Genomic DNA, 26,260 nt, shown 5'->3' with positions numbered 1-26,260 from the left:
TTTGGAATTCCTCCTTGAATGTTTGTTTTGTTATTCCACATCCGTGTGGAATTTCGGATTAGGTAGTATGTATGTACTTCCTGCCCCTTACATTCTATATATCGTATTTAGTTGGAAATGTTTAATAGTTTTTTTAAATTTTTTTAATTTTTTTATGTAATAGTTTACTAGTCTTAAATTACCGCTAAAGTATATATTCTTTATTTTTGTTTAAGCTGTTCTAAGAAGCTTGATGATACTGATAAAGCTTCCTTATTCTGTGCTTGGATGGCCTCAAATACTTCGGAGCGATGTACTTTTACTGTTTTTGGTGCAACAATGCCAATTTTTATTTGTTCTCCATCCACTGCTAATATTTTTATTTCTATTTGGTCACCTATCATAATAGATTCATCTTTTTTACGTGAAAGCACTAGCATTATTTTGCACTTCCTTCCAATGTTTGCATTGGGTAGCGTAATGGATAGGATTTATTATCTTGCAGGACAATTTGTTTGCCACATTTTTTATCCATGTTAACGATTATAGGCGCCAGCAAATTAATCGTTGATTCTTTGAATGTTTCTTTCATTGTTACTATAGCGTATGTAAGTACGCTTTCTTCCTTCTCAATTTGTAGCTGGTTACGATCATCTTCGCTTATATCAAAACTGTAATCTTTTTTGAAGGCGAATGGATAGGCAACTACAAAACCAATTTCCGTATTATCAATAGATTGCAGTATCGCTAAAGGAAGATCTGCATCTATAGGTAATAATACGAATTTTTTTTCACTCTCTAATCCGAGTAATCCGTGTTCAAACGTTATGATGTCCTGTTCCTCAATTTCGACTTCACCTAAAAATTTAGTAGCAATTTTCATTCTTTTATACGCTCCTTTAAATGACGACATTGATGTCAACATCTGGTCTTTGTACCATTGTACCAGTTACTTTTCCTGGTGTGTATTCGTGTATTGGTTTGTTCATTTTTGCGTCAATTATTGGCTCTCTACGCTGAATATTGACATCTGTTGTGCCTTGTGTGTAGTCAATTTTCACAGAACCTATAGATGGGACAAATTTAATATTAAATGGCGTCCGGTGTGGTCCATGATTTTGTTTCGCGATATTTTGGATAGTTGCACGGCCTTGACCTTTACCAGCGTTGTCCATCATTTGACGTCCCTCACTCGCTCTACGTGCCATCCCTTTAAGAGCCTCTTGCTTTCCTTTTTCTGCATAGTTGGAATTTGATTCCAACGGACCTATCATCCCTAAATCCCGTCTAGCCTGAGAGGAGTCTATTTTTAAAACGCCTTTAGTCGTATGAACTTCTAAAATAGCGGCCGGCTGTTCAATATGCTGAGTTGCTTTAGGTTGTTTAATATTTTGTTGTGGTTTAGAAATATTAAGGTCTATTTTTGCATCTGTTGTATGAATTTGGATTTGTGGAAGTCTCATATATGCCTCTCCTTTCAAAAAAAGCGCCTGAACAAATTGTCCAAACGCTTCTTTTAATCTTATTCGTTAAGATCTATTGTCGAAATTTAAATAGGCAAAACTATTTTATCTAATAAAATCTACTAATGTTTGTTGAATAATTTTCGCACCAACAGAAAGTGCAGCTTGATGAATCGATTCACTAGTAACCATCTCAGTAATAGCCTTCGCATAATCAACATCTTCATTATCAGAAAACTGCTTTGTTACACTTACTTCACGGATAGCAAGGCGATTCTCCATTAACTCCACACGATTTTGACGTGCCCCGATATCAGCCTGAGCCTCGAGAATTTTATTATGCATAGCTGTAATATCATCGCCTTTGCTTTGTTCCGCTACTCCTCCAAGCGCATTACCGATTTCTTCACCAGTCGCTGGTCCACCAGCACGATTAGGATCTAAAAGGTCTGAAATTTTCCCCATCATGTCATCAACATTTTTAAATAGTTCAGCACCAGGTGTATTCACTTTCATCTGAATGCCATCATAAACTTCAATAACTACATCTTCTGAGTTTACTTTTGTTGGATCAATTGCACCATTTTCAAACAATGGCTGAGTAGTACGTGTTCCGCTGAAAATATAACGATCGGCAATCTTTGTGTTTCCTACATCTTGAATTTGCTGACGAATTTGATCAATTTCAGATTTAATTTTCGCACGTTCATCTGGTGTATTCGTATCATTGGCCGCTTGAATCACTAGCTCACGCACACGCTTCATCTGCTCACCAACTTGGTTGAGCGATTCGTCTGTTGTGTCGATCCAGTTATTAACCTCATTCATATTACGTGTATATTGTTCAACTTGACCTAAGTCACGGCGATAGCCCATTCCTTTTACCGCTATTACAGGATCGTCAGAAGGGCGAGTAATTTTAGAACCTGAAGTGATTTGATTTTGTAGCTTAGACATTTTACTGTAGCTGTTATTTAAGTTTAAAAGCATGTTATTCGATAACATGGATTGTGTTACGCGCATTTTTTAAAAGCCCCTTTCTATCAATCTAGAGTATTTTCTATAGTCCTACACGGCCCATGCCGTTTATGATTTTGTCTAATGTTTCATCGACAACTGTAATCATACGTGCGTTGGCATTATATGCTTGTTGGAACGTAATCATATTTGTCATTTCCTCATCAAGGGATACTGAACTTGCTGATGCACGATTACCAGAAAGTGTTACTAATAATTTTTCAGAAGTCATGTTTAAGCGATAAGCTTCTTCACCATCAGTTCCTAGTTTCCCAATCATTCCTTGATAGAAAGAGTTAAATGTCGCACCATCTAAACCAGTTTGGGTTTTTGATTGAAGATTAGCAAGTTCAAGTGCAAATTTACCATTCCCCTCTTCATTAGCTGCATCAGATGCAGCTAATTTAGAAGGATCATCCATAAAAACATCATTTACCTTAATATTGCCTGCAGTTATTACTCCGTTTTCCCCAGTAAAGAAATCATCTTTATTTTGAACACCTGATAAATCATAGCCTTGCTGATGCATTTTATTGAAGGCTTCAGCAAAATTAGCTGCCAATTTATTAAGGTCTGCTAATGTTTCAATATAATAGCCTTTTGTACCAATGACGTTACCATTAATATCCTTCTCAGCATATCCGTACGAATCAATAAGGGATAACAGTTTCCCTTTACCTGGTTCCAACTGGTCATATGAAATTGATTCTGTTGTGCCACCAAGTCCATTTACTTGAATAGATGAGAACACACTAGACAAGTCGTTGCCATCAATTTGCTTTGAACCGACAGTGCCATTTACTTCGATAGTAGCAAAGTCTCTACCATTCACTAGCTCAATCTCTTTATCTGTACCAAATGGTTTGATTACAACTGTAAGGCTTCCTTCAGCCACAGCACTAGCATTTCCGCCTGATGGGACACGTTTAATGGATACAGGTATGTAATTATTTAATTCATCGATTAAAACATCACGTGCATCGTATAAGTCGTTCGGTACATGTCCATTCGGTTCTACTTCCTGCACTTGTTTATTGATGGCAGCAATTTGTTTTAGGAGTGAGTTGATACGATTTGTCGCTACGTTAATTTCATTTCCTATGTTACCTTGAATAGTTTTTAGCTGCTTGTCCATATATCTAAATGATTCAGCTAGGTGATCCGCACGTTGCATGGCTACTTTACGAGAGGCCATATTTTCTGGGTTTGTACTGACATCTTGAAGCCCTTTCCAGAACTGTTCTAATGCTGCGTTTAAACCATATAGAGACGGTTCGTCCATTATATCTTCCATTTGAGAAATCGCATTTGAACGTGATTCCCAATAGCCTAGCTTGTTTGTTTCTTGACGGAATTGACGATCAACGAATTCATCACGCATACGTTGAATCGAACCCGCTTCAACCCCAGTTCCTAGATGCCCTGGATAGTTAGGTTGATTTAAACCTGCTTGTGGGAAACCTTGCGTCGCTTGCATATTTACTCGTTGGCGAGAGTAACCTAATGTATTTGCATTGGAAATATTATGTCCTGTTGTATATAGAGCTGTTTGTTGTGTAAATAAACCGCGTTTACTTGCTTCTAAGCCCATAAATGTTGAGCGCATTCTTTTTCCTCCTTTTTATGAACATTTATAATTCCAAGCAAATGTTTCTTGCATGGGCGCAAGAAACTATGCTTGAGAATCAAAAAATGATTTTTTAGCAACCTTATTTGTTCCGCGTATCTCATTACCAGAGTAGTTCATTTGCTCGTTCTGAGGTCGTAAGGAACCCATTGTCAGATTGACAAATTGTAGTGATTGGAACACGAGTTTTTGATTTAAATCGTTTTGTTTTTTTAAGTCGTTGATAATTTGCAATAATCGATTGCGAACAGCTGAGAGCATGTCTTTTTCAGTCTGCTGTTCAGCAACCTCGATGACATCAGCGACAGTTGCTTTGTCAGTTGAAGCAAATCCTTTTGCCCCAAGGTAATCCGTTACCTGTTTCTGACGCTGTTGCTCGAGCTTATCGATGGCTGCTACATGTGCCTGCTCATCCTTGAGCATTTGGTCCAGTGCTTCGATATCGCCAGCCGTAATGATTTCAGTTTTTTTAATGGCTAGTTCAAGTAAGCTTTTATGCATTTTTTCTAGTTTTGTTAATGTAGAACAGATCGTTTCTACAGACATATTGCGAAGCACCCTTTCTGATATTCCTTAGAAACGATAATATTTCAGCATATCTTCTGCCACTTTACGAGCGTCCACTTTGTATTCTCCAGAAGCGATATCTTCTTTTAATTGTTTTACGCGGTCTGCACGCTCTGTGTTATATGTTGAAATCCCTTGCATCTCCTGTGCAGTCTTTGAAATTTCAATTTTATCTGTGAAGGATGCCTTGTTAGTGCTTGATTTTACATTGCGCACCTGATTGTTATAGGCGTTCACTGCATTAATACCATATGATGTGATTTTCATGTAATCCCCCCTGTCTAAAAGCTTATCTTACTATTATTTCGGATTGTCTCACATAATGTTAAGTTTTCAAATAGAAAAAAGTGTGCTAATTTTGTTTAAAATTAACACACTTTAGACCTATCAATTATGCCTCGGTATAATTGCGATATAAGATGTTAGGCTAAAATCATCGCTTCCAGGCGATAACTGCTAACTGACCTGGATTACGCACAAAGCCGATTCCAGGCGTTTTCACAGGATGTGAAGTTCTTAGCCTGAGTTCCTTTATTTCAGAGGGTGTTTGGACACTCACTGAAAGAAGTTAACGTTTTCGATCTGCGTGATAAGTTACACGATCACGATCTGCCACACTGTCACGGAACTCCTTCGCTGCTTCAAATGTACGTAAATCCGCCTTCAATTCATCCTGACATTTTGTACAAAGCTTGCCTGTTGTCGTTAGGTGACCGCAGTTATCACATGGATAGCCAAGATTTGGGAACATCGCAGGTTGTAAACGTCCCTTGCGTACCCATTTATACAATAGCTCCTCTTCAGCTCCTGTTGCTTCAACAATACGCTCTACTGTCGCCGCACGGTTTTCACGTTTACGTAAAAAGCGATAAACGATTTGATATAATTCTTCTTCTGATTGAGCGCATTTATGACATACTTCTCTGACCCCTATATAATTAAAAAACTCATTACATTTCGGACAATTGCGAACCTCTGCCATCTATTCTTCCTCCTCTTGCATAATAACAATACGAATCTTATATACTCGTAATCTATTATACACAACGCATTAGCATTTTCATCCATTAATTAGTGTGAAGCTTTTGACATTTTTGGCGCCTGCATTTAATAAAACCTCAGTAGCATGCCTTAATGTCGTCCCCGTCGTTTTTATATCGTCAAAAAGAAAGTATTCTTTATGCTCTACATGGGCTCCATCCATCAGACGGAAAAGGGATGCGGTTTGGTTTCGCTGCTCTCTATTTTTGGAGCTTTGCGTTTCTGTCGTCGTCTTTTCTAAAAGTTGTATAAAAGGAATATTCGCAGCCTTCAATAATTCCTCCATATGTGAAAAGGTACGTTCCCTTTGCTTAACGGGGTGCATAGGGATCGGTATAATGGTTGCTTTTTCATGCTTCAATCGTGCATGTAACTCCTGCCGAAATACTTTAGCAAGTGCAACATCCTGAAGAAATTTATATTGGTGTAAAAAGTCTTTCATCGCATCGTTATATTGGTAAAGTGCTGCTGCTGTTGAGGAATTTTCAAATTGAGCAGAGCATCTATCACAGATAGTTGGCTGAAATTGTTTTGTTAAAAGTAGTTTCCATGAGATTGCTGAGCGCAAAGGCTGTGAGCATAATAAGCACAGTGTTTCTATTTTATTCATGATGAAAATCCTTTCTTATTATAATAAAGAATTTTTGTCCGAGCATCATCCATTTCAGCCGTAATACCATGATGAAAAAATACGACATCTCCTTCTGCAAAATCTGCATTTCGACCAACTCGTCCTGCGATTTGTATGAGTGCACTTGAAGTAAAAATGGTCGATTCTGCCCCAATGACTGCAACCTGCACATTTTTGATCGTAATCCCTCTTTCTAAAATGGTCGTAGTCAGTAACCCTGGAACTTCTTTATCACGTAGCTTCAGCACTTTCTCTTTACGCTCCGGATCTTCCGCATGTACGGCCATGATGCTGTCATCTAATAACCGAAAAAGAGGTGTTGCTATTTTCATTAACTCTACTTTTGGGAAAAATACTAGAAATGGCTCTTTGCGTGCAAGGCGCTCCTCTGTCCATTGTTTTAGCTTTCTTGGGATTTTCCCTCGTTTCAAGCTTTTTTCATAGCTCCATAGGGAATGAAATCGAGGGACTGGTAATGGACGATCATGATAGCGCTTCGAGATAAATGAATAGCTTTCATTTTGATATTGAGTAAGTAGTTTAGGCGAAGGGGTTGCCGTGACCAACAATAGTGGCGCCTTTTCTGTTTTTGCCTGTTGCACTGCGCTTTGCAACGTTTCATCAAATGTATACGGAAAGGCATCAGCTTCATCAACAATCATGACGTCAAACGCTCGGTCAAACCGATAAAGCTGATGTGTTGTCGCCAACACGAGCTGGGCATAGCCCTCCTGCTTTGGTGATTTACCATATAATGCATGGATTATCGTTTGCGGGAAAACTTTTTGAAAGCGTGGATATAACTCTAACACTACATCTGTACGAGGCGTAGCGATACATACTCGCATGCCTTGCTCTAACGCATAATGAACAGTCGGGAAAAGTAGCTCTGTTTTTCCAGCCCCACATACTGCATGCAAAAGATGGAAACGCCTTGCCTTCACACTTTCTAACATTTCATTTGCCGCCTGCTGTTGAAGCACTGTCAATTGCCCCGTCCATTTGAGTGAATGCTTTCTTGCTCTCATTGCGCGAGGGCCTGTCCAAATTATCAATTGCGTACAACTACTCACTCTGCCCATATTCAGACAATGTCTACAATATACACATCGCTGCTGGCACTTTGAACAATCAAACGTTGTAAATTGCTGAAGATCTTCATTATGGCAACGATTGCATCTTAGATGTGGCTCTTTTTGGATTCCTTCTATTATATGGAAGTATTTAAACTTGATTGATTTCTCGATATCTTCCTTAGAAAATGGGGCATGCTCCTTTAACCAAATACGTCCTTCATGAAAATCTCGTAATGTAAGTGGCAACAACCAACCTTTGTATGTCATTGCTCTGCTCCTTTCATGTGATTATTTATCGGCGATAAGAAATTCCTAAATAAAAAAACAGCCTCTACACAATTTACGTAGAGACTGTCTCACTTACTAATATTTTTTTGTCCAACCTAGACCCATTGAGCCTTCACCTAAGTGTGTGCCAATGACGGGACCGAAATAACTCATTTTAAAGTTAACGTTCGGGTAGGTTGCTGCTAGTTGTGCTAGCCATTCTTCTGCTTCAGCAAGGCAATTGCCGTGGATTACAACAGCGTCCATTGCTTCATACTTTTTAGCATCTTCAGCTAGTAGCTCTTCTGCACGCTTTAATGCTTTTTTACGTGTACGAATTTTTTCAAAAGGTACAATGACCTTGTCCGCAAAATGCAAAATCGGTTTTACTTGTAATAAGCCGCCGATTAATGCCGCTGCTGCAGACAGACGTCCCCCACGTTGTAAGTGCGCTAAGTCATCTACAATGAAGTAAGCACGAACTGATTGCTTCATTTCCTCCAATGAAGCGTGAATCTCTTTTGCAGACAAGCCCTGAGCCGCCAATTCAGCTGCTCGTAGAACGTAAAAACCCTGCACCGCACAGGATATTTCGCTATCAAAAGCGGACACATCAATGCCTTCCACCATCTCGCCAGCTTGTATGGCCCCTTGATATGTACCACTGATACCACTTGATAAATGAATAGATATTACCTCATCATACTCTTTTGCCAGCTCTTCAAAGAGAGCGACAAACTCTCCAATTGGAGGCTGGGTTGTTTTTGGGAATTCTTTTGCCCCACGTACTTTATCATAAAATTCAGATGCCGTGATATCTACTTCTTCTTCAAAAAGTTGACCTGAGATATTTACACTTAACGGAATCATATGAATGTTTAAGCGTGCTCGTTCCTCAGCCGAAATATATGCAGTACTATCTGTTACGATTGCTGTCCTCATCCATGTCCACTCTCCTATTCTAAATAGTTTACAATCAATTGCGCCTTAGCGCAATTGTTGCTGTCGCTACGGAAGACATTTGTTGGTCGCTTTCGCAAAGATAAAATTGCCACAGGACGTGTCGTTCTTCGAATGAGCCCTTTATTTCAGTAGATGTTTGGACCCCCATTAGTCGATTAAAGATAAAAAGAAATGAATGTGAATTTAAATAAAAATACTAACTCCACATTCACCTTATATGTATGGAAAAGGAGATGAAGCTCTCCTTCTATTTTTATTAATTGCCTTTATTACTTGGAAAATAATTACCACTATAAGCAAAAACACTTGATACTTTCCATTCACCGTCTTCTTTTACAAATACCGTAATTTGTCGACGACTATTTACATGTTGACCATTTGTTTTTAACTCTGTTAAATGAGCTGTTATATCTGCAGTGACCTCAACTTCATTGTCACTATATTTTGTGATTACTGAATCTTTAACATCTCTTTTAACGTCGTACTGTTCAAAATTTTCGGCTACAAATTCTTTTTCTTCTTCAAGATTAAAGCCTTTTGGATTCTTTGAGATTGTTCGCATATAACGCTCGATTTCTTCGGAATCTAAGGCTTTTACATACTCATTAAAAGCCGCAAAGATTGCTTTTTCTTCATCGGCTGGAACATTTTCAGCTTTTTTTATAACACCATCTGCCGTTTCAAAACCAACTGTACCTTCATCAATAATCTTTTGTAGTGCTTCTGGACTCTTTTCTTCATACTTATCACCACAGGCAGTTAAAATCATTAAGGTAAAAACTGCTAGAAAACTTTTCTTTAACATCAAAAAACCTCCCGCGCATATTGTAGCATATAAATCCCGTTGTAGGAATTTTGTTGTGTATTTTCAACATTTAGGTGCTATATCTTCCTTATGACGCCCACGCTTATAAAATGTTGCACGATTTAATCGATCTCTATGTATAAATTGTTACATTTTTCGACAATTCGTTCCCATAAAAAAAACTGCTTTAAAAACTACTAAATAATATAGTAGCCTTTAAAAACAGCTATCAATTTTGCCTCAGCATAATTGCGTCCGGAATCGGTTTTGTGCTAGCGCAAAGAACTCCTTTCCGATTCCGTGACATCCGCCAGAGGCTCTAACTTCTTTCATTTCTCCTGAAAGAAGTTAAATACTATATATATCTATTAGCGTACTTCAACCCAGCCATTTTTGATGGCTGTAACAACAGCTTGTGTACGGTCGTTTACATTCATTTTTTGTAAAATGCTTGAAACGTGGTTTTTAACTGTTTTTTCAGAAATGAATAGCGTCTCACCAATCGTACGGTTTGATTGTCCATCTGTTAATAATTGTAATACTTCACATTCACGCTTTGTTAACAAATGGAATGGGCGACGAATTTCTGTTTGATGGAAGTTACCTTTATTTTCATGCTCAGAAAGGCGACGGAATTCCGCTACTAAATTTTTAGTTACTTTTGGATGTAAATAAGATCCACCATTAGCAACTACTTTAATAGCTTCAACAATTTCATCAGCATCCATTTCTTTCAGCATATAGCCTAGTGATCCAGATTTTAATGCGTGTGTTACATATGTTTCATCATCATGGATAGAAAGCATAATAACCTTTGCATCTGGGTACTCATTAATTAAATCTGCTGTTGCCTCTACGCCATTTTTCCCTGGCATATTAATATCCATTAGTACAACATCAGGTTGATTTTCAGCATATAAAGTTACTACATCCGTTCCATCATCACCTTCTGCTACCACATCAAACGTATCTTCAAAATCTAAAATACGCTTTACTCCTTCGCGGAATAGCTGGTGATCGTCTACAATAATAATCTTCGTCATTTGTCTTTACCCCCTAAATTTCCTCAAACAATCGTTTTACTCTACTTCTAACGGAATTTTAAATAAAACCGTCGTACCTCGATTTATCTCACTTGTAATTGAGATTGTCCCATCCAAAATTTCAATACGTTCTTTCATACCTAAAATCCCAAAGGAATGGTCTTTAACTTTCTGGGAATCGAAACCTATGCCATCGTCCTTTACAACGATATTTACGGCATCTTTCAACCATTCAAGCTTGACCCAAATATCCTTACATTTTCCGTGTTTCATGGAATTCGTTACACATTCCTGTACTAAGCGGAAAATAGATACTTCATAGTTTGATGGTATACGCTTTTCGGTGCTTCTTGATTGGAAATGAACCTCAACATCCGGATTATATTCAGTCACTGTTGATAAGTACTTTTTTAATGTCGGAACAATTCCCAAATCATCAAGTGCCATTGGTCTTAAATCATAGATGATACGTCGTACCTCTGATAATGCATTACGCACCGTTTTCTTTAAATCAACAATTTCTGCCAATGCATATTCAATGCCCTTTTCACGATACGTTCTGTCTATTAAATCAGTGCGCATTAACACATTTGCGAGCATCTGAGCAGGGCCATCATGGATTTCCCTAGATAGACGTTTACGCTCCTCTTCTTGCGCCGCAATGATACGTATACCAAAATCTTGTTTCATTTTTGCTTGTTCAAGTGCTAAACCAACATTTTTTAAATCTGAAGTTAAGTAATTCAAAACGACATTTACTTGATTGACAATATGATCTGCACGTTCAATCGTATCGAGTAATTCTCTTAACCTTCTCTCCAAATCATCTCGTTTATCACGTAGTTGCTTTTCTTGTGTTCTTATAACGGAGAGCTTCACTTGAAAATCCTGTGCAGTTTCATACGCTTCTCTAACTTGTTCTTCGGTATAATTATCAAAAGCTTTACTCACTAACACAAGTCTTTGCTTGGCGAGCTGTGTGCTTTTTTCTAAAGCATCGCCTTCATCAATAACAATTGAAACTTGTTTTCGAACAATTTCTAGCTCTCTTTGCATATCTTCGAAGCTTCTACGGCTTTGTTCACTTATAATAAAGATATCGTCCTTTGAGCTCATGATTGTTTCTAACATTCGATTAAATATGTCATCAAGCGACTTTAAATCGAAGGTATCATTTGAAAACATAGTATACTCCCCAGTCTAATGTCTTATGATTACTTACCATTTCAATAGACCAATTACATAGTCTACACCCATTATATCATCCCGCTGTTAAAATTTAATGCTTTTTCTTTATGAAAATTATAGAATAGAAGTCAAATAGAACTCTACCTAAAAGGAGATTGGTACGGATGAGAGAAAACTATTTAACAGTAAAAGGATACGGAGAAAGCGAAATTGTTATTTCTAAATCTCGCTTTCTTACTTATATAGAACGCGCAGAAACGGAAGAGGATGCAATTTCTTTTATTGAACGCATAAAAAAAATGCATCATAATGCGACACACAATTGTTCTGCCTATATGATTGGTGAGCATGATCATATTCAAAAAGCAAATGATGATGGGGAACCTAGTGGCACAGCTGGCGTCCCTATGTTAGAAGTCCTAAAAAAACAAGGATTAAAAGATACGGTCGTTGTCGTCACACGCTACTTTGGTGGCATTAAGCTTGGCGGTGGCGGTCTCATTCGTGCTTACGGAAAAGCGACAACAGAAGGTTTACTCGCTGCCCAGGTTGTCGAACGCAAGCTCCATCATTTTATGAAAATTACCGTTGATTACACATGGCTTGGCAAAGTGGAAAATGAAATTCGCGGTTCTTCGTATTCTTTAGAGGAAATTCGCTATTTAGAAGGCGTCGACATTATTGTATCCGTGTTAAAAGAGGAGGAAGAACAGTTCCGAAACTGGGTAACAGAAATGACAAACGGACAGGCAAACATTACGTTTGAGAATGCTCAATTTATTGAATTTATTGTAGATAAATAGTTTTAATTGCCGAAACTATTTATGCATAGTATAATTTTAACGTTAAGCTATTTTATCAACTGCCTATTTATTACTTAAATTTGCATAAATTTTAGTTTAATCGTATTATAATCCCCATAACTTAGAGGAGAATATAAATGAAAAATAAAAAGTACAAAAAGAGGTCTTCTAAAGCTTCCTTAATTATAAAAGTATCTTTACTTCTCGTTGCTAGTTTAGCAATTTGTGTTACTGCTTATGGTGTTTACCTTACTAAACAAGTGGAACACGCTGCTGACTCAGCACATGAAAAATTAGAAGGCCGCGACGTTTCAGCACTTCGCGAAAGTAAAGTAGAGCCGATACATGATAATGTATCTATCTTATTTGTCGGTGTGGACGATAGTGATAATCGTGGGCAAGGTTCTGATCATTCACGTTCCGATGCACTAGTTTTAGCAACATTAAACAATAAAACGCATACGATTAAAATGCTAAGCATTCCTCGTGATTCATACGTTTATATTCCTAAAGTAGGATATAAAGATAAAATTACCCATGCACATGCTATGGGTGGTACACTGACAACAATCAAGACAGTTGAAGGATTATTAGATATTCCAATTGACTATTATGTACGTATGAACTTCAACGCTTTTATTGACGTAGTTGATGCATTAGGTGGCATCGAAGCTGAAGTACCTTATGCTTTACACGAGTTAGACGAATTCGACAAATTTACAATCAACCTGAAGCCAGGTATGCAGCATTTAAACGGTAGTGAAGCACTTGCACTCGCAAGAACACGTAAACAAGATAGCGATATTGAGCGTGGTAAACGCCAACAAGAAATTCTATCAGCTATCATCAATAAAGTTTCTTCTGTTGGTTCTATCTCAAAATACGATGATGTTATTAAGGCACTTGGTAATAACATGAAGACGGATATGACATTTGATGAAATGAAATCCTTCTTATCTTATTTAACAAAAGGTGTACCACGCATTGACACTTTAAATTTAGAAGGCACTGATGATATGTCTACTGGTGTATATTATTATCAATTAGATCAATCGTCGGTTAATGAAGTAAAAGAAACTTTGCAAAACCACCTTGGCTTAGATGAAAATTCAACAAGCCTCACAAATAACGACTCTGACAGTGATTCAAGTGAAGAAACTTCAGTAAATTAATTAGTTTAAAAAACTTATAGCCTTTCCACTTCAAATTGTGGAAAGGTTTTTTTATGGAATCATTTTGAGTATTGCTTCCACCATATATTCAGTCGACATTCTCTCCGTCCCCTTTCCGTCACTTCGCTTCTTAGATACATGTGCAGCTTCTCAAAACGCTCTGGTGGCTGCACTTCTTAATGGCTCCTTCGTACAGCGCTGTAACTATGTTCTTTCTGGAATCAAAAAAGGTTGCAGGAGTTAGGCTAATTAATTATCCACTATTTTGTGGGTGTTCACTTCTCTTCCGCGGGTATTCACCTTTCTCGCGCGGGTATTCACATTCCTTACGCGAGTATTCACCTCCCTTTCGCGGGTATTCACATTCCTTCCTCGGGTATTTACCTCCCTTTCGCAGGTATTCACATTCCTTCCTCGGGGTATTCGCTTCCCTTCCGCGGTGGGTATTCACATTCCTTCCTCGGGTATCTCTTCCTCGCCCCGGGATCCGCTTCTCTTACACGGATATTCACATTCCTTCCGCGAGTATTTACCTTCCTTTCGCGGGTATTCACCTTCCTCCCGCGAGTATTCACATTCCTTCCGCGGGTATTCACCAAAAATCGTGCCAAAAGAGTCGACAAAAAAGCAATCACACAAAATGTATGATTGCTTTTATTTTATTATTTATTAAATATCCGTACAAAATTCAATAATGGTTTATAGTTTTTACCCGCGAGTCCAATGACTTCAACCAATATTTCAATTGCTGTTAAAATAACTGCTACGAGTAAAATCGCACCCCATACTTTTGCCATAGAGAAAATAACTGCGGCTAAACCAAACATTATTGCAATCCCGTAAATAATGAGCACTGTTTGTCGATGTGTAAAGCCCATATCTAGTAAACGGTGATGTAAATGTGATTTATCAGGATCAGACCATTTTTTCTTCATGCGTACTCGACGAACAATCGCAAAGAATGTATCAGAAATCGGCACACCTAGGATGATAACTGGGATAATTAAAGTAACGACTGTAACATTTTTAAATCCAAGCAATGCGAGCACTGATATCATGAAGCCAAGGAATAATGCTCCCGTATCTCCCATGAAAATTTTCGCTGGGTGGAAATTGTAAAATAAAAATCCGATTGTTGCCGCTGCTAAAATGGCTGCGATTGCTAATACGAACATATTGTTCATAATAATTGCCATGACAGCTAAAGTAATAAGGGCAATCGTTGAAACGCCTGCCGCTAGACCGTCTAAGCCATCAATTAAATTAATGGCATTGGTAATACCAACAATCCAAATTATTGTTAAAGGAATACTTAGGAATCCAAAGTTTAATTCACCTACAAATGGCAGGGTAATCATATCAATTTGAATGCCACCTACAAAGATAACGATAAGTGCCGCAATAAGCTGGCCAACTAATTTAGCCTTTGCGGAAATTTCACGCATATCATCTACGACACCGGTTGCTACGATAATGCAAGCACCAATAATAATTGCAAGTAAAAAGTTACTACCATTTTCATTGATTATCAAAATCGGCTGAAATATAGCTACAGCTATTAAAAAAGAAAGGAAGATCGCCAATCCTCCGAGTCTTGGCATAATTCGTGCATGTACTTTTCGGTAGTTTGGTGCATCGACAGCACCTATTTTGAACGCTAATCGTTTAACTAGTGGAGTTAACAATATTGAAGCAACAAATGCTGCTATTATAGACACGTAGAGCATGTCTCTCCTCCTCAAAAAAATAATCTACATTAAATCCAAATTGATTATAGCACGAACCGGCGCCGAAATATACTTTTTCTATTTATTTTCCACCATTTCACAAATATTTTCCATCTTTTTCAGATTGGAAGAATGCTGTATGCCAAATGTAGTCACCATACGTAAAATTTGATAGAATAATGTAGTGTCTAGTAGTTAGACAACATTAAAGGAGCGTATATTTCATGTTCTCAATTTTCAAAAGTAACAAAGAGCAAACGAGTGCTCGTCAATTAAAACGCTATTATAAAGTAGTAGAACAAATTAATAATCTAGAAGAAAAATATGTTAATAAGTCAGATGCGGAATTAAGAGAAATGACTTTTATTTTCAAAGATCGCTTACAACAAGATGAGCCTATTGCATCCATCATCCCAGATGCATTTGCAGTCGTCCGCGAAGCCTCAAAACGTGTATTAGGAATGCGTCATTTTGATGTACAGCTTATTGGCGGTCTTGTTTTAACTGAAGGCAATATCGCTGAAATGCCTACAGGTGAAGGTAAAACGCTAGTTGCTTCCCTTCCCTCTTATGTACGTGCATTAGAAGGCAAAGGTGTTCATGTTATTACCGTCAATGATTACTTAGCGAAACGTGACTTTGAACTAGTTGGACAAATTCACCGTTTCCTTGGCTTAACAGTTGGTTTAAATCTACCAATGATGGAAGCAGACGAGAAAAAGGAAGCCTATAATGCAGATATTACATATGGTGTTGGGACTGAATTTGGTTTCGATTACTTGCGTGATAATATGGCATACAGCTTAGCTGATAAAGTACAGCGTCCTTATCACTTCGCTATTATTGATGAAGTAGATAGTGTACTAATCGATGAGGCAAAAACACCACTGATTATCGCTGGTAAAATGCCATCTAACGATGAATTACATCGCATCGCTTCTATGTTAGCAAAACGTTTCAAAGTAGATGAAGATTATGATTTTGATGATGAAACAAAAGCTACTTCCCTAACAGATAAAGGTATTGAAAAAGTTGAGGCTGCATTCAATATTGATAATCTGTATGACTTAGAGCACCAATCACTTTTCCATTATGTTATCCAAGCTGTTCGTGCTCATGTCATGTTTGAACGTGATGTTGATTACATCGTCAAGGATGACAAAATCGAGCTTGTTGATATGTTCACAGGTCGTATTTTAGAAGGTCGTTCACTATCTAATGGCTTACATCAAGCGATTGAAGCAAAAGAAAATGTAACGATTACCGATGAAAATAAAGCACAGGCACAAATTACAATTCAGAACTATTTCCGTATGTATCCGAAGCTTTCAGGGATGACAGGTACTGCGAAAACACAGGAAAAAGAAATTCGAGAAGTGTACGGCATGGAAGTTATTCAAATTCCAACCAATCGTCCACGTCAACGTGTCGATCAGCCTGATATTATTTTCAGCAAGCAAGAAGATAAATATAAGTATGTAGCCGCTGAAGCTAAACGTCGTCACGAAAAGGGACAACCTGTCTTAATAGGAACAACGTCCATACTGCAATCTGAAACAGTTGCCGATAGCTTGAAAAAAGAAGGCTTAAAATTCCAATTGCTAAACGCTAAAACAGTTGAGCAAGAAGTTGAACTAATTTCTCAAGCAGGACAAAAAGGGCGTGTTACAGTAGCTACCAATATGGCTGGCCGTGGTACAGATATCGTGTTAGGCGAAGAAGTTCATGCTCTTGGAGGCCTATATGTTATCGGTACCGAAAAGCATGAAAGCCGCCGTGTAGATAATCAGTTACGTGGTCGTTCAGGTCGTCAAGGCGACGTAGGTGAAAGTCGCTTCATTCTCTCTATTGAAGATGATATGTTCCGTCGCTACGCAAAAGAAGAAGTTGAAAAATTCTCTGCAAAAATGGTTGTCAACGAACAAGGCATTATTCAAAATAAAGATGCTCAAGAACTCATAAACCGTACACAACGAATTGTTGAAGGTTCCCAATACGGTATGCGTGAATACAACCTAAAATTAGATGATGTTATCAATGACCAACGTACAGTTATTTATGGTCTACGTAACAAAATCTTAGCTGAGAATGACTTAATGGGCGAGCTTAAAAAAATGCTTCGTGAAACGGTTGAATTTGCTGTTCTCGACGCTGCGCCAGAAGAAATAAATTCTGTTGAATGGAATTATGATCAAATGGAGAGTTCACTCAACTCACTTTTCATTACACCTGTCACAATTGACCGAGAAGTGGGCAGAGTAAAACAAATTTTAGAAGACATTAAACCTTCTGAACAAGAACTGCTCAATCATATAGAGAAATTCGCTGAAAATGAACAAGTACTAGAAGTTCTGCCACAAATCATGCTTAGTTTCATCGATAGTGGTTGGGTGAAACACTTGGAAGTAATGGCGCATTTAAAAGAAGGTATTGGCTTACGTCATTACCAGCAAGAAGATCCAATGCGAATTTACCAACGCGAGGGACTTGAGTTATTCGGTAAGAATTTCCAAGAATTACGTCGTTCTATTATTATAGAAATTACCGGCTACATGAAAACAATTGACGCACAACAGGAGGTACAATAATGGGCTTATTCTCATTCTTTAAAAAATCAGACAAAATCGTTCAAGAAAACACAATTGACTCAAAAGACTTACTAGGAAAAGCTTCTACGAATACAGGCGATAATCGCGATGTTGTAACAAAGCTTTCATTCCATCCAGATTGGGATGTACCACAGGAACAAAAATACATTTTCAACTTCCTAGCAAACGAACTAGAACCATTAAAACCAAATCAATTATCTCTTTCTTCTATTAGTATTGAAGAAAACAAACGTAAATGGCATGTTCGCGCATTTTTCCGCTCATCTTTACCACAAGCAATCGAGCTAGGAGAAATTGAGCTTTTCATCATGGATAAAAATGACGAGCTAGTGGCCTCTAAAAAATTCGATTTCAAAGCACTTGGTACAATTCCAGCAGAAAGCGCTCGTCCATGGGTATTTGAATTCGATAAATCTGCAATTAAAGTAGACGAAATCCCTGAAGATGGCTGGAAAATCGCCTTCAACCTTGTGTCCCTTCGCGGTCACCAATTAGAACTTGACCCATCATGGGAAAAACAACTACCAGCAGCTCAAAAAGAAGAGCTAGCTAAAATCGTCGAGACTTTACCAAAACTAGGTGAAACTGAAGTTAACTTCACTGGATTACAAGCAAAACTAGCTGACAACGGCAACCTAAATGTATCGATTTTCATCCGAAACGGACACAATAAAGCTATTAACCTAGAACAATTACCACTAGAAATTATAGATGCTACAGGTAAACAAATTGCTAACGGTTCATTCAACATGGACCCAGTATTAACTGTACAACCAAACTCAACGAAACCTTGGACATTCGTCTTCCCTGCAGAACTTGTTGACGCAAAAGAAGCCGACCTATCTCGTTGGACAGCACGCGTTACACAATAAACTATCGACATCCCTTCTTTTTTTATAAAAAGAAGGGATTTTTTTGATCTGCCTTTGCGGGTGTCTCTGCTTCGTGTGGGTGTTTGCTCGTTTCACGGGTATTCGCCTTCCTTCCGCGGGTATTCACCTCTCTTCCGCGCGTATTCACCCCTCTTCCTCGGGTATCTCTTCCTCGAGCGGGGATTCATTTCCCTTCCCCGGGTATCTCTTCCTTCCGCGGGTATTCACCCCTCTTCCGCGCGTATTCGCATCCCTTCCGCGGGTATCTCTTCCTCGCGCGCGTATTCACCTTCCTTCCGCAGGTATTCACCCCTCTTCCGCGCGTATTCACCCCTCTTCCGCGCGTATTCGCCTTCCTTCCGCGGGTATTCGCATCCCTTCCGCGGGTATCTCTTCCTCGCGCGCGTATTCACCCCTCTTCCGCGCGTATTCACCTTCCTTCCGCGGGTATCACCTCCCTTCCGCGCGCAAAAAAAAAAAGCGATTTCTGCTGTATATGCAAAAAATCGCTTTTACTTTTTTATTTTATAGCGTCGAAACGTTTATAAGCTACTAATCTTGTAGACCAGTAAGAGTATGTAACGTCCGAAACTTCAACACCGTCTGCCCCTGCATGGATAAATTTATTGTTGCCTATATAAATACCCATATGAGAGATACCCTGTTTATACGTATTTTCGAAGAAAACTAAATCGCCTGATACCGGATTATTAACTTGTGTTGAATTACCGAAATAGCCTTCGCTACTGTGTCTGCCAATTTTTAAACCACCTTGATTAAAGGCATAGTAAATAAGGCCACTGCAATCTAGACCATCAGGTGTGTTGCCACCGTAGAGATATGGTGTTCCTACTAATGAATTCGCTACTTCTACTGTTTTCTTATTGATAGCTTGTCCATTTGCAGTAGGGTCTTTTGATGTTCCTGCACCTGAAGATCCGTTATTATGTACTGTTTCATTCCCGGGTACTGAAGCTCCCGCAGATAATTTTAACACTTGTCCAATGAAGATTGTGTCTGTCGCTAGCCCATTCCAGTCTTTAATTTCCTTTACTGAAATATTATATTGCTTTGCGATTTTGGATAAGGAATCGCCTTTCACTACTGTATGGGAAGTAGTTGTAGGTTTTGATGGTGTTGTTGTTGATGGATTTGAAGGTTTTACCGTTTCGTTAGTCGTTTGTTTTGAAATTTCAAGCTTTTGTGCGACATAAATCATATCATTCTTTAAATTGTTCCATGTTTTTATGTCTTGTACTGTTACTTTATGGTTTGTAGCGATTTTAGATAACGTATCTCCTTTTTGTACGGTATATGTAGCTGCTTCTGCGGTCTGTAATGCTAAAAAAGAAGTAGCAATAGTTGTTAAAGCAAGGATTCTTAATTTTTTTGTTTTTTTCATACCAATTTGCCTCCATTCGTGCTAAAATATTTCCTTGTGTGTCTATCATACTAGATATTTTAGTAATCAGAAATCGGAAAAACTGACTATTTTTCAAACAATTTATGAATCTTAATGAATCCGACATATTCTGACAAATAATAAGAGATTATCGATTGCAAGAATAGTATTCGTATGATAATATACACTTCTGTATTTAAAATTTTTAGAAAGTTTAATCTTTTCAATTTTAAAGGAGTTTTAATTTTTATGAAAAACATTTTGCTTTTCATCAAAGAGAACCTAGCAGTAGGTTTACTATTATTTGCCTTGTTTTTAGGCGCCGGAAATATTATCTTCCCCCCATTATTAGGTCAACAAGCTGGTGAACATATTTCGTTAGCAATGATTGGTTTCTTAATAACAGGTGTTGGGTTACCACTATTAGCCATCGTTGCGATTGCGAAGGCGGGTGGCGATCTACAAATACTAGCAAACCGTGTTGGTGCTACCTTTGGTATTATTTTTACATCAATTGTTTATTTAGCGATTGGTCCATTTTTTGCAGTGCCGCGTACGGGTTCTGTTTCCTATGAAATTGGGATTGTCCCATTTCTTCCAGAGGGAGCAGCAGATCATTGGGCACCACTTTTGATTACTTCTATTATATTTTTCGCCTTAATACTAGTCTTAGCAATTAACCCTTCAAAGCTCGTTGATCGCGTTGGGAAAATTTTAACGCCTGTTCTATTAGGTGTTATTCTATTACTAGCTATTAAAAGCTTTATTTCCCCAATGGGTGAACCAGGGGCAGCTATAGGAAAATACACTTCGTCACCATTGACTGAAGGCTTTGTTCAAGGCTATTTAACAATGGATGTACTTAGTGCATTAGTATTCGGAATCGTTATTTTGCAAGCATTACGCGACATGGGTATGTCAGATACTAAGAAGCAAGTCAAAACGACAATTTTCGCTGGAATTGTTGCCGCTATTGGCTTATCATTTGTCTATATCGCACTTGGACAAATTGGTAACACTAGTATTAATGCAATAGGCACTTTTGATAATGGTGGTACTATTATAGCGAAGTCAGCTGAAGCTCTTTTTGGCACACTTGGGACTATTATATTATCTGCTACAATTTTACTAGCGTGTATATCCACTGCTGTAGGTTTATTGACTGCCAATGCTCAATTTTTCAACAAACTATTCCCTAGTGTTTCGTATAAAACGTTTTTAGTAATTTTCACAATATTCAGTGCAGCAATTACAAACGTTGGTCTCGAAACAATTATTAGTGCATCACTACCTGTCTTATTAATCATCTATCCGCTAGCGATGGTGTTAATGGTTCTGTCACTTTTCGATAACTTCTTTAAAGGTGGAAAAATCGTTTACATTTTAGCATTAATTCCTACATTCCTTGTTAGTCTGAATGATGGTTTTAAGGAAATGAAGATTACGATTACACCGTATGTGAACATTTTAAAAACTTTACCATTATATGAACAAAGTCTGGCATGGCTTGTACCGGCAATAGTCGGTGCACTTATCGGCTTTGTTATTCATAAGCTAACAAAAAAATAAAATATCTTCATCTATAAGATAACTAGAATCTGCTTTCCTTTTTTGCGAATGTCCTTTACTTTTTCGCAAAAAGCTAGCAGATTCTTTTTTTATAGGAAATCCCGTCCGTTGCGCGAAGAAGGAAAAATGTCACCTACCACTTTGGTGATAAGCCCTATTACAGTTATATGGAAAATCATGTATACTATATATTAGAAAAGAGGTGTCCTATGAAAAGAGTATTGTGGTCATTTGTATTCGTTTTAAGCTTTTTCATCTTTCCGTTAACAAACGCTTCTGCTGCAAGCAATGAACAACAGCTTGTAAAGGAAATCAAGGAAATTATTACGGAAAATTATGTGGGAACTATCGATGGAAATTTGCAAAAAGCTAAAACAATTCCTGAAATCATTGAAATGCTAGATCCTTATTCTACATATTTTACGAAAAAGGAATTCGAGGAATTTATCAATAGCATCGATCTATCAACAATTGGGGTTGGTGTGATTATCGAAGAACATGAAGATGGCATTCATATTTTACAAGTGTTTGAGGGTAGCGGTGCATCAGATGCAGGTGTCGTTGCCGGAGACATTATTACTGCCATTAACGGACAATCCGTTGTAGGAAGCTCCACGCAAGAAGTCTCATCTCTATTAATTGGTGATGAAAATACTAAATTAGGCATGACACTCCAACATGCAGATGGTAGCACTTCTACTACAACGATTACACGAAAAAAATTCACATTACCGAATGTGGAATCTGCATTACTATTTGGGAATGTTGGATACATTGCTATGTCATCCTTCTCTGAAGACGGTGCAGAGCTTGTAAAGAAAGCAATAGTTCAGTTAAAACAGAGTGGTGCAACTTCTTTTATCTTGGATTTACAAAACAATGGCGGAGGCTATGTAACAACGGCTCAGGAGATTACAGGGTTTTTCCCAAAAGCAAAAATCGCCTTTTTACTGGAAGAAGCACATGCCAATTATAAAGTGCGTGCAGTATATCAAGACGAAAAATTACCTTCTGATACACGTATTCTTGTAAACCGCTATAGTGCTAGCGCCTCTGAAATGTTAGCAGCAACATTACAAGATCAGCAAGCTGCTATTTTATACGGAGAAACTACGTACGGAAAAGGCTGTATGCAGGGCTTTTTTGAACTGCAGGATGGTAGCTATTTAAAGCTTACGATCGGTAATTTTACAGGTCCTTTAGGGAAAACTATTAATGAGGTCGGTGTAAAACCGAACGTTCAAACAAAGACTGCCCCTATTTTTCAGTCACATTTTGACGCAATCAAAGCTCAATATACAAAATATAAAGAGCTGGCAAGCTTAAAAAATGTTTCGGATCTTAAAAAATTAACAGTGAAAGTTCCTTCTGCACTTTCTTCACAAATGTCTGAGGATAAGGTTCAGCTAATTGCTTTAGGTGGTAATGAAGTGCCTATGACAGCTAAAGTAGAGGGTCGTTCATTAATCGTAACCCCGTCAAAACCTTTATCTGCTGGGCGAGAATATATGATTCTTATCCATCCAAAAACACAAAATGCTAACAAAGCACAGCAAGGTTTTTATCAGCGTATAATAATGAAAAAATAAAAAATTCCTCCCACCATTTAAGTAGTTTCATTTGTCGGTGGGAGGTTTTTTTCTATTCTTGCATTATTTTAACTAAAATCACTAGCTGAAGATATACATACTAACGTCTCACTCATTAAATACTTTACCAATCCTCTAAACGTAAATGTCCTTCACCTTATTGTCTATCCAACTATTTCAATCAATTATGCCTCGTTATAATTGCGTCCGGAATCTGCTTTGTGCCTGCACAAAGAACCCCTTTCTGATTCCGTGACATCCGCCGGAGGCTTAACTTCTTTCAGCTGATATTTGGACATCTGCAGGAAAGTAGCTTTAAAAATTTGTACCTGTAGTTTCGGCATCGGTACAAAAACGATTGCTGAAAGAAGTTAACATAGCTCAAAAGTATAACGTTGGTAAATTTTAGTTGTCATATTTTATGTTATTTCTAACATTTGACCCTTATCTTAATTCTCCAACTTTGGTAAAATAATAGAAGCTTAGGAGGATTAAAACTATGAAAAAACTATCAATGTTAACGGTGGTGTTAATGGCACTTGTTAGCTTCCTTATTTGGCAACCAAACATGGCATATGCTGATGAGCTCTCAGGACATATGCATGAAAGTGGTTTACGCTATTTAATTTCTAAAGATGCATTACTGCAAGATGCAAATGGAAGCTATCGTCCAAACGACACTGTCACGCGCGGTGAATTTGCTACTTATATAGCAAAGGCTTTAAACCTTGAGAAAAAAGATAATATTACTTTCACAGATGTCCCAGATACATATTTGTTTGCAACTGATATTAAGCTTGCTGCTACTGCTGGGATTATCACAGGTTATACAGATGGTTCGTTTAAACCAAATGCCCGTATTTCAAGAGAGCATATGGCAGTTATGCTAATTAGAGCTGTTGATTATTTAAAAATCCCAAAAGGTACGCCATCCACTACTTTTATGGATAATGCAGCTATTTTTAAAGACTTCCGTCAAGACATCGCCATCGGAGCAGATTTAGGGCTTATTAAAGGTAGCTCCAATGGAATGTTTTTACCAAAAGATAACGCCACAATTGGCGAGGCCTCTACATTTGTACTTCGCTTGATACTTCTAGCGGACGATGTTAAAAATAATGGTGGCAATAACAGCAATAACGGTAATAACAACAATAACAACAATAACAACGGTAATTCAGGGAACAACAATGGTGAAACTGGTAATGGTAACTCTACTAAGTTCATCGTAAAAGAAATTTCAAATGGCAATCTTGTAGGAAACGAAGCCTTTTCTAGCTTTGATGCTGCTGAAAAAGCTATGTCAAAAAATACACTTGTCATTACGCTAAATGATAAAATTATGAAAATGTCATCTGGTTATGTTGTAACCAATAATTATGTAGCCCTTAAATCTGAAACAATTAAAGATCAAATCTCTGTTGCTGCTAATACAGAAATGCAGTATTTAGGCAGTGATGCGACACAAGTAAAAGTTAGTTTAGCAGGTCATGTTGGGTATTTAAAACATGCCGATGTCACTTTAATCCCATCTGCTTTAAGTAAAGGTCGTTCTTACTATTCAAACGAGAATGGTGAAATTAAACATACTTTATATGATTATAAATCAAATAAATATTCTTCTAGCTATGTGTATGGAAAAGCTCCCGACTTCATGAAACAGGGTGAAAAGTACTTTAGCTGGAATGGCATTAATTTCTACAATGCTAGTGGCTCTTCAAAAGGTGAAGCTTATAATTACTACCAATTTTTACCTGCACGTGCACAAACACAATATTCAGCAGCAGAAATAGATAATTACATTATGCAAAAGTTAGCTGAAGTTGAAAGTTCAGGGGCTAGTCTTTATAAGAATGCGACACAGAAAAGTAAGTTAATCGGTTTAGGGAAAGTATTAAAAGAAGTCGAAGCAAATGCTCACATTAATGCTATGCTTATTTTATCGCTTGCCCAGCATGAGAGTGCATATGGTATGAGTGACCATGCTCAAAATCTTAACAACTTATTTGGATTATATGTATATGACACGAATCCACTAAATAAAAAGTTTGATAGTGTTGCAGCCAATATTAATGAACTTGTTGAAAAGTTCCTGCAGCCAAATTACATTACACCAGGTGGTCCTTACACGAATGGTGCAGTAGTTGGCTCTAAGGAAGTCGGTTTTAACGTGAAGTATGCATCTGATCCATTTTGGGGTGCTAAAATTGCTGGACACTACTACCGTACCGAAAAAGCTTTAGGCTTTAAAGATGCAAAAAATCCATACAAAATTGCCCGTACGACAACAGCGGGTCTAAATGTTCGTCCAGATGCATCAACAAGTCAAAGTCCACTTTATACATTTAATAAAAGCGGTATGCCCGTTATTGTAACGGATACAAATGTTAATGGTTGGTATGAGGTACTTTCTGATAAACCCCAAACACAACCAGCCTACATCAATAAAGAGTATGTTAAATTTATTAATACCGTGAAGTAACTATTAGAGGCTGTCTCCGAATATTTTCGGGGCAGCCTTTTTCGATAATTAATACCTTAACAAAACCGATGGCAAATCGAATTCGAATGATTCTATCAATTATGTCTCGATATAATTTCATCCTGAATCGGCATTGTGCTTAGGCCTGTATGAGGGCCATCACGATGTCTCTCCTTTCGGTAATGCCATAGGACATCATTTTGGTTAGTTAGCCGTTACCGTATGAATACGGCGATTTTAGGCTAACATTGTTTATGAGGACAGAGTCTGCAAGTAGGGTGCGAACGGTTTAATTGACGGGGTCAAGCCCCACGAGTAGTTACGTTCTACCCTGGCTGACCTTATAATACGAACGGAGCAGTTTAGTT

Annotated in this window: 23 protein-coding genes; 7 read left to right on the top strand and 16 right to left on the bottom strand. The window is 37.9% G+C overall.

What is annotated here, in order from left to right:
- Positions 1-200: 200 nt before the first annotated feature.
- The 14 genes from csrA to ABE34_RS00950 all read right to left on the bottom strand — a co-directional run bounded on the left by csrA (position 201) and on the right by ABE34_RS00950 (position 11,664).
- The gene (csrA, locus tag ABE34_RS01015) at positions 201-419 is read right to left on the bottom strand and encodes a carbon storage regulator CsrA (RefSeq protein WP_197139774.1); all 219 of its coding nucleotides are present in this window, start codon (positions 417-419) and stop codon (positions 201-203) included.
- A complete protein-coding gene (fliW, locus tag ABE34_RS01010) occupies positions 419-862 on the bottom strand; it encodes a flagellar assembly protein FliW (protein WP_197139773.1) in 444 nt (147 codons plus the stop codon). Before fliW ends, csrA begins: the two co-directional genes overlap by 1 nt.
- Before the next feature lie 16 nt (positions 863-878).
- The gene (locus ABE34_RS01005; RefSeq protein WP_197139772.1) at positions 879-1,442 is read right to left on the bottom strand and encodes a DUF6470 family protein; all 564 of its coding nucleotides are present in this window, start codon (positions 1,440-1,442) and stop codon (positions 879-881) included.
- A 105-nt stretch (positions 1,443-1,547) separates the two neighbouring features.
- Positions 1,548-2,465, bottom strand: coding sequence for a flagellar hook-associated protein FlgL (flgL, locus tag ABE34_RS01000; RefSeq protein ID WP_197139771.1), 918 nt, complete (start codon positions 2,463-2,465; stop codon positions 1,548-1,550).
- Between the two features lie 37 nt (positions 2,466-2,502).
- Positions 2,503-4,065 (bottom strand): flagellar hook-associated protein FlgK, encoded by a 1,563-nt coding sequence (gene flgK, locus ABE34_RS00995; RefSeq protein ID WP_197139770.1) that lies wholly within the window; start codon positions 4,063-4,065, stop codon positions 2,503-2,505.
- A 66-nt stretch (positions 4,066-4,131) separates the two neighbouring features.
- The gene (locus ABE34_RS00990) at positions 4,132-4,632 is read right to left on the bottom strand and encodes a flagellar protein FlgN (RefSeq protein WP_197139768.1); all 501 of its coding nucleotides are present in this window, start codon (positions 4,630-4,632) and stop codon (positions 4,132-4,134) included.
- Between the two features lie 27 nt (positions 4,633-4,659).
- Entirely contained in the window at positions 4,660-4,920 is a 261-nt protein-coding gene (gene flgM, locus ABE34_RS00985) for a flagellar biosynthesis anti-sigma factor FlgM (RefSeq protein ID WP_079559477.1), read from the bottom strand.
- 301 nt (positions 4,921-5,221) lie between these two features.
- Positions 5,222-5,635, bottom strand: coding sequence for a TIGR03826 family flagellar region protein (locus ABE34_RS00980; protein WP_197139767.1), 414 nt, complete (start codon positions 5,633-5,635; stop codon positions 5,222-5,224).
- Positions 5,636-5,713: 78 nt separating this feature from the next.
- On the bottom strand, positions 5,714-6,304 hold the full coding sequence (locus ABE34_RS00975) for a ComF family protein (protein WP_197139766.1): 591 nt from the start codon (positions 6,302-6,304) through the stop codon (positions 5,714-5,716).
- Positions 6,301-7,668 carry a DEAD/DEAH box helicase gene (locus ABE34_RS00970; protein ID WP_197139764.1) on the bottom strand — a complete coding sequence of 456 codons (1,368 nt, stop codon included), beginning with the start codon at positions 7,666-7,668 and terminating at the stop codon, positions 6,301-6,303. The genes ABE34_RS00975 and ABE34_RS00970 overlap by 4 nt, the downstream gene beginning before the upstream one ends.
- A gap of 96 nt (positions 7,669-7,764) precedes the next feature.
- Entirely contained in the window at positions 7,765-8,610 is an 846-nt protein-coding gene (locus ABE34_RS00965; protein WP_197139762.1) for a DegV family protein, read from the bottom strand.
- Positions 8,611-8,887: 277 nt separating this feature from the next.
- A complete protein-coding gene (locus ABE34_RS00960) occupies positions 8,888-9,436 on the bottom strand; it encodes a DUF3225 domain-containing protein (RefSeq protein WP_197139760.1) in 549 nt (182 codons plus the stop codon).
- Positions 9,437-9,804: 368 nt separating this feature from the next.
- Positions 9,805-10,479: a response regulator gene (locus tag ABE34_RS00955; RefSeq protein ID WP_197139758.1), complete on the bottom strand. Its 675-nt coding sequence runs from the start codon at positions 10,477-10,479 to the stop codon at positions 9,805-9,807.
- 36 nt (positions 10,480-10,515) lie between these two features.
- Positions 10,516-11,664 (bottom strand): sensor histidine kinase, encoded by a 1,149-nt coding sequence (locus ABE34_RS00950; RefSeq protein WP_197139757.1) that lies wholly within the window; start codon positions 11,662-11,664, stop codon positions 10,516-10,518.
- 167 nt (positions 11,665-11,831) lie between these two features.
- Here ABE34_RS00950 and ABE34_RS00945 point away from each other — a divergent pair, with 167 nt between their 5' ends.
- Complete coding sequence (locus ABE34_RS00945) at positions 11,832-12,470, top strand: YigZ family protein (RefSeq protein WP_197139756.1); 639 nt, start codon at positions 11,832-11,834, stop codon at positions 12,468-12,470.
- Between the two features lie 137 nt (positions 12,471-12,607).
- Positions 12,608-13,642 carry an LCP family protein gene (locus ABE34_RS00940; RefSeq protein WP_197139755.1) on the top strand — a complete coding sequence of 345 codons (1,035 nt, stop codon included), beginning with the start codon at positions 12,608-12,610 and terminating at the stop codon, positions 13,640-13,642.
- Between the two features lie 662 nt (positions 13,643-14,304).
- Here the strand turns inward: ABE34_RS00940 and ABE34_RS00935 are convergent.
- Positions 14,305-15,369 (bottom strand): glycosyltransferase family 4 protein, encoded by a 1,065-nt coding sequence (locus tag ABE34_RS00935; RefSeq protein ID WP_197139754.1) that lies wholly within the window; start codon positions 15,367-15,369, stop codon positions 14,305-14,307.
- Positions 15,370-15,593: 224 nt separating this feature from the next.
- Between ABE34_RS00935 and secA2 the strand changes: the two genes are divergently transcribed.
- Both secA2 and ABE34_RS00925 read left to right on the top strand, forming a co-directional pair.
- Positions 15,594-17,957: an accessory Sec system translocase SecA2 gene (secA2, locus tag ABE34_RS00930; RefSeq protein WP_197139753.1), complete on the top strand. Its 2,364-nt coding sequence runs from the start codon at positions 15,594-15,596 to the stop codon at positions 17,955-17,957.
- The gene (locus tag ABE34_RS00925; protein ID WP_197139752.1) at positions 17,957-18,850 is read left to right on the top strand and encodes an accessory Sec system S-layer assembly protein; all 894 of its coding nucleotides are present in this window, start codon (positions 17,957-17,959) and stop codon (positions 18,848-18,850) included. The genes secA2 and ABE34_RS00925 overlap by 1 nt, the downstream gene beginning before the upstream one ends.
- 520 nt (positions 18,851-19,370) lie before the next feature.
- On the opposite strand, the gene ABE34_RS00920 is transcribed toward ABE34_RS00925, so the two are convergent.
- Positions 19,371-20,252, bottom strand: coding sequence for a LysM peptidoglycan-binding domain-containing protein (locus tag ABE34_RS00920; RefSeq protein ID WP_197139750.1), 882 nt, complete (start codon positions 20,250-20,252; stop codon positions 19,371-19,373).
- Between the two features lie 249 nt (positions 20,253-20,501).
- Here ABE34_RS00920 and brnQ point away from each other — a divergent pair, with 249 nt between their 5' ends.
- The 3 genes from brnQ (at position 20,502) to ABE34_RS00905 (ending at position 25,892) form a co-directional block, all read left to right on the top strand.
- Complete coding sequence (gene brnQ / locus ABE34_RS00915; RefSeq protein WP_197139748.1) at positions 20,502-21,821, top strand: branched-chain amino acid transport system II carrier protein; 1,320 nt, start codon at positions 20,502-20,504, stop codon at positions 21,819-21,821.
- A gap of 209 nt (positions 21,822-22,030) precedes the next feature.
- Positions 22,031-23,410: a S41 family peptidase gene (locus tag ABE34_RS00910; protein ID WP_197139747.1), complete on the top strand. Its 1,380-nt coding sequence runs from the start codon at positions 22,031-22,033 to the stop codon at positions 23,408-23,410.
- Between the two features lie 499 nt (positions 23,411-23,909).
- Positions 23,910-25,892 (top strand): S-layer homology domain-containing protein, encoded by a 1,983-nt coding sequence (locus ABE34_RS00905; protein ID WP_197139746.1) that lies wholly within the window; start codon positions 23,910-23,912, stop codon positions 25,890-25,892.
- Positions 25,893-26,260 lie beyond the last annotated feature (368 nt).

It is taken from the genome of Lysinibacillus sphaericus (genome assembly GCF_015844675.1).
Classification (GTDB): Bacteria; Bacillota; Bacilli; order Bacillales_A; family Planococcaceae; genus Lysinibacillus; species Lysinibacillus sphaericus_E.
This window is presented reverse-complemented; position numbering and strand designations above follow the sequence as displayed.

Bases quoted from the DNA above. Each gene is read 5' to 3' on its own strand.
- ABE34_RS00905 (WP_197139746.1), top strand. From the start codon at position 23,910: ATGAAAAAACTATCAATGTTAACGGTGGTGTTAATGGCACTTGTTAGC.
- ABE34_RS00910 (WP_197139747.1), top strand. From the start codon at position 22,031: ATGAAAAGAGTATTGTGGTCATTTGTATTCGTTTTAAGCTTTTTCATC.
- ABE34_RS00945 (WP_197139756.1), top strand. From the start codon at position 11,832: ATGAGAGAAAACTATTTAACAGTAAAAGGATACGGAGAAAGCGAAATT.
- ABE34_RS01005 (WP_197139772.1), bottom strand. From the start codon at position 1,442: ATGAGACTTCCACAAATCCAAATTCATACAACAGATGCAAAAATAGAC.
- fliW (WP_197139773.1), bottom strand. From the start codon at position 862: ATGAAAATTGCTACTAAATTTTTAGGTGAAGTCGAAATTGAGGAACAG.
- ABE34_RS00990 (WP_197139768.1), bottom strand. From the start codon at position 4,632: ATGTCTGTAGAAACGATCTGTTCTACATTAACAAAACTAGAAAAAATG.
- ABE34_RS00935 (WP_197139754.1), bottom strand. From the start codon at position 15,369: ATGCTCTACGTGTCTATAATAGCAGCATTTGTTGCTTCAATATTGTTA.
- flgL (WP_197139771.1), bottom strand. From the start codon at position 2,465: ATGCGCGTAACACAATCCATGTTATCGAATAACATGCTTTTAAACTTA.
- ABE34_RS00960 (WP_197139760.1), bottom strand. From the start codon at position 9,436: ATGTTAAAGAAAAGTTTTCTAGCAGTTTTTACCTTAATGATTTTAACT.
- ABE34_RS00940 (WP_197139755.1), top strand. From the start codon at position 12,608: ATGAAAAATAAAAAGTACAAAAAGAGGTCTTCTAAAGCTTCCTTAATT.
- flgM (WP_079559477.1), bottom strand. From the start codon at position 4,920: ATGAAAATCACATCATATGGTATTAATGCAGTGAACGCCTATAACAAT.
- brnQ (WP_197139748.1), top strand. From the start codon at position 20,502: ATGAAAAACATTTTGCTTTTCATCAAAGAGAACCTAGCAGTAGGTTTA.
- ABE34_RS00980 (WP_197139767.1), bottom strand. From the start codon at position 5,635: ATGGCAGAGGTTCGCAATTGTCCGAAATGTAATGAGTTTTTTAATTAT.
- ABE34_RS00975 (WP_197139766.1), bottom strand. From the start codon at position 6,304: ATGAATAAAATAGAAACACTGTGCTTATTATGCTCACAGCCTTTGCGC.
- ABE34_RS00970 (WP_197139764.1), bottom strand. From the start codon at position 7,668: ATGACATACAAAGGTTGGTTGTTGCCACTTACATTACGAGATTTTCAT.
- ABE34_RS00955 (WP_197139758.1), bottom strand. From the start codon at position 10,479: ATGACGAAGATTATTATTGTAGACGATCACCAGCTATTCCGCGAAGGA.
- secA2 (WP_197139753.1), top strand. From the start codon at position 15,594: ATGTTCTCAATTTTCAAAAGTAACAAAGAGCAAACGAGTGCTCGTCAA.
- flgK (WP_197139770.1), bottom strand. From the start codon at position 4,065: ATGCGCTCAACATTTATGGGCTTAGAAGCAAGTAAACGCGGTTTATTT.
- ABE34_RS00920 (WP_197139750.1), bottom strand. From the start codon at position 20,252: ATGAAAAAAACAAAAAAATTAAGAATCCTTGCTTTAACAACTATTGCT.
- csrA (WP_197139774.1), bottom strand. From the start codon at position 419: ATGCTAGTGCTTTCACGTAAAAAAGATGAATCTATTATGATAGGTGAC.
- ABE34_RS00925 (WP_197139752.1), top strand. From the start codon at position 17,957: ATGGGCTTATTCTCATTCTTTAAAAAATCAGACAAAATCGTTCAAGAA.
- ABE34_RS00950 (WP_197139757.1), bottom strand. From the start codon at position 11,664: ATGTTTTCAAATGATACCTTCGATTTAAAGTCGCTTGATGACATATTT.
- ABE34_RS00965 (WP_197139762.1), bottom strand. From the start codon at position 8,610: ATGAGGACAGCAATCGTAACAGATAGTACTGCATATATTTCGGCTGAG.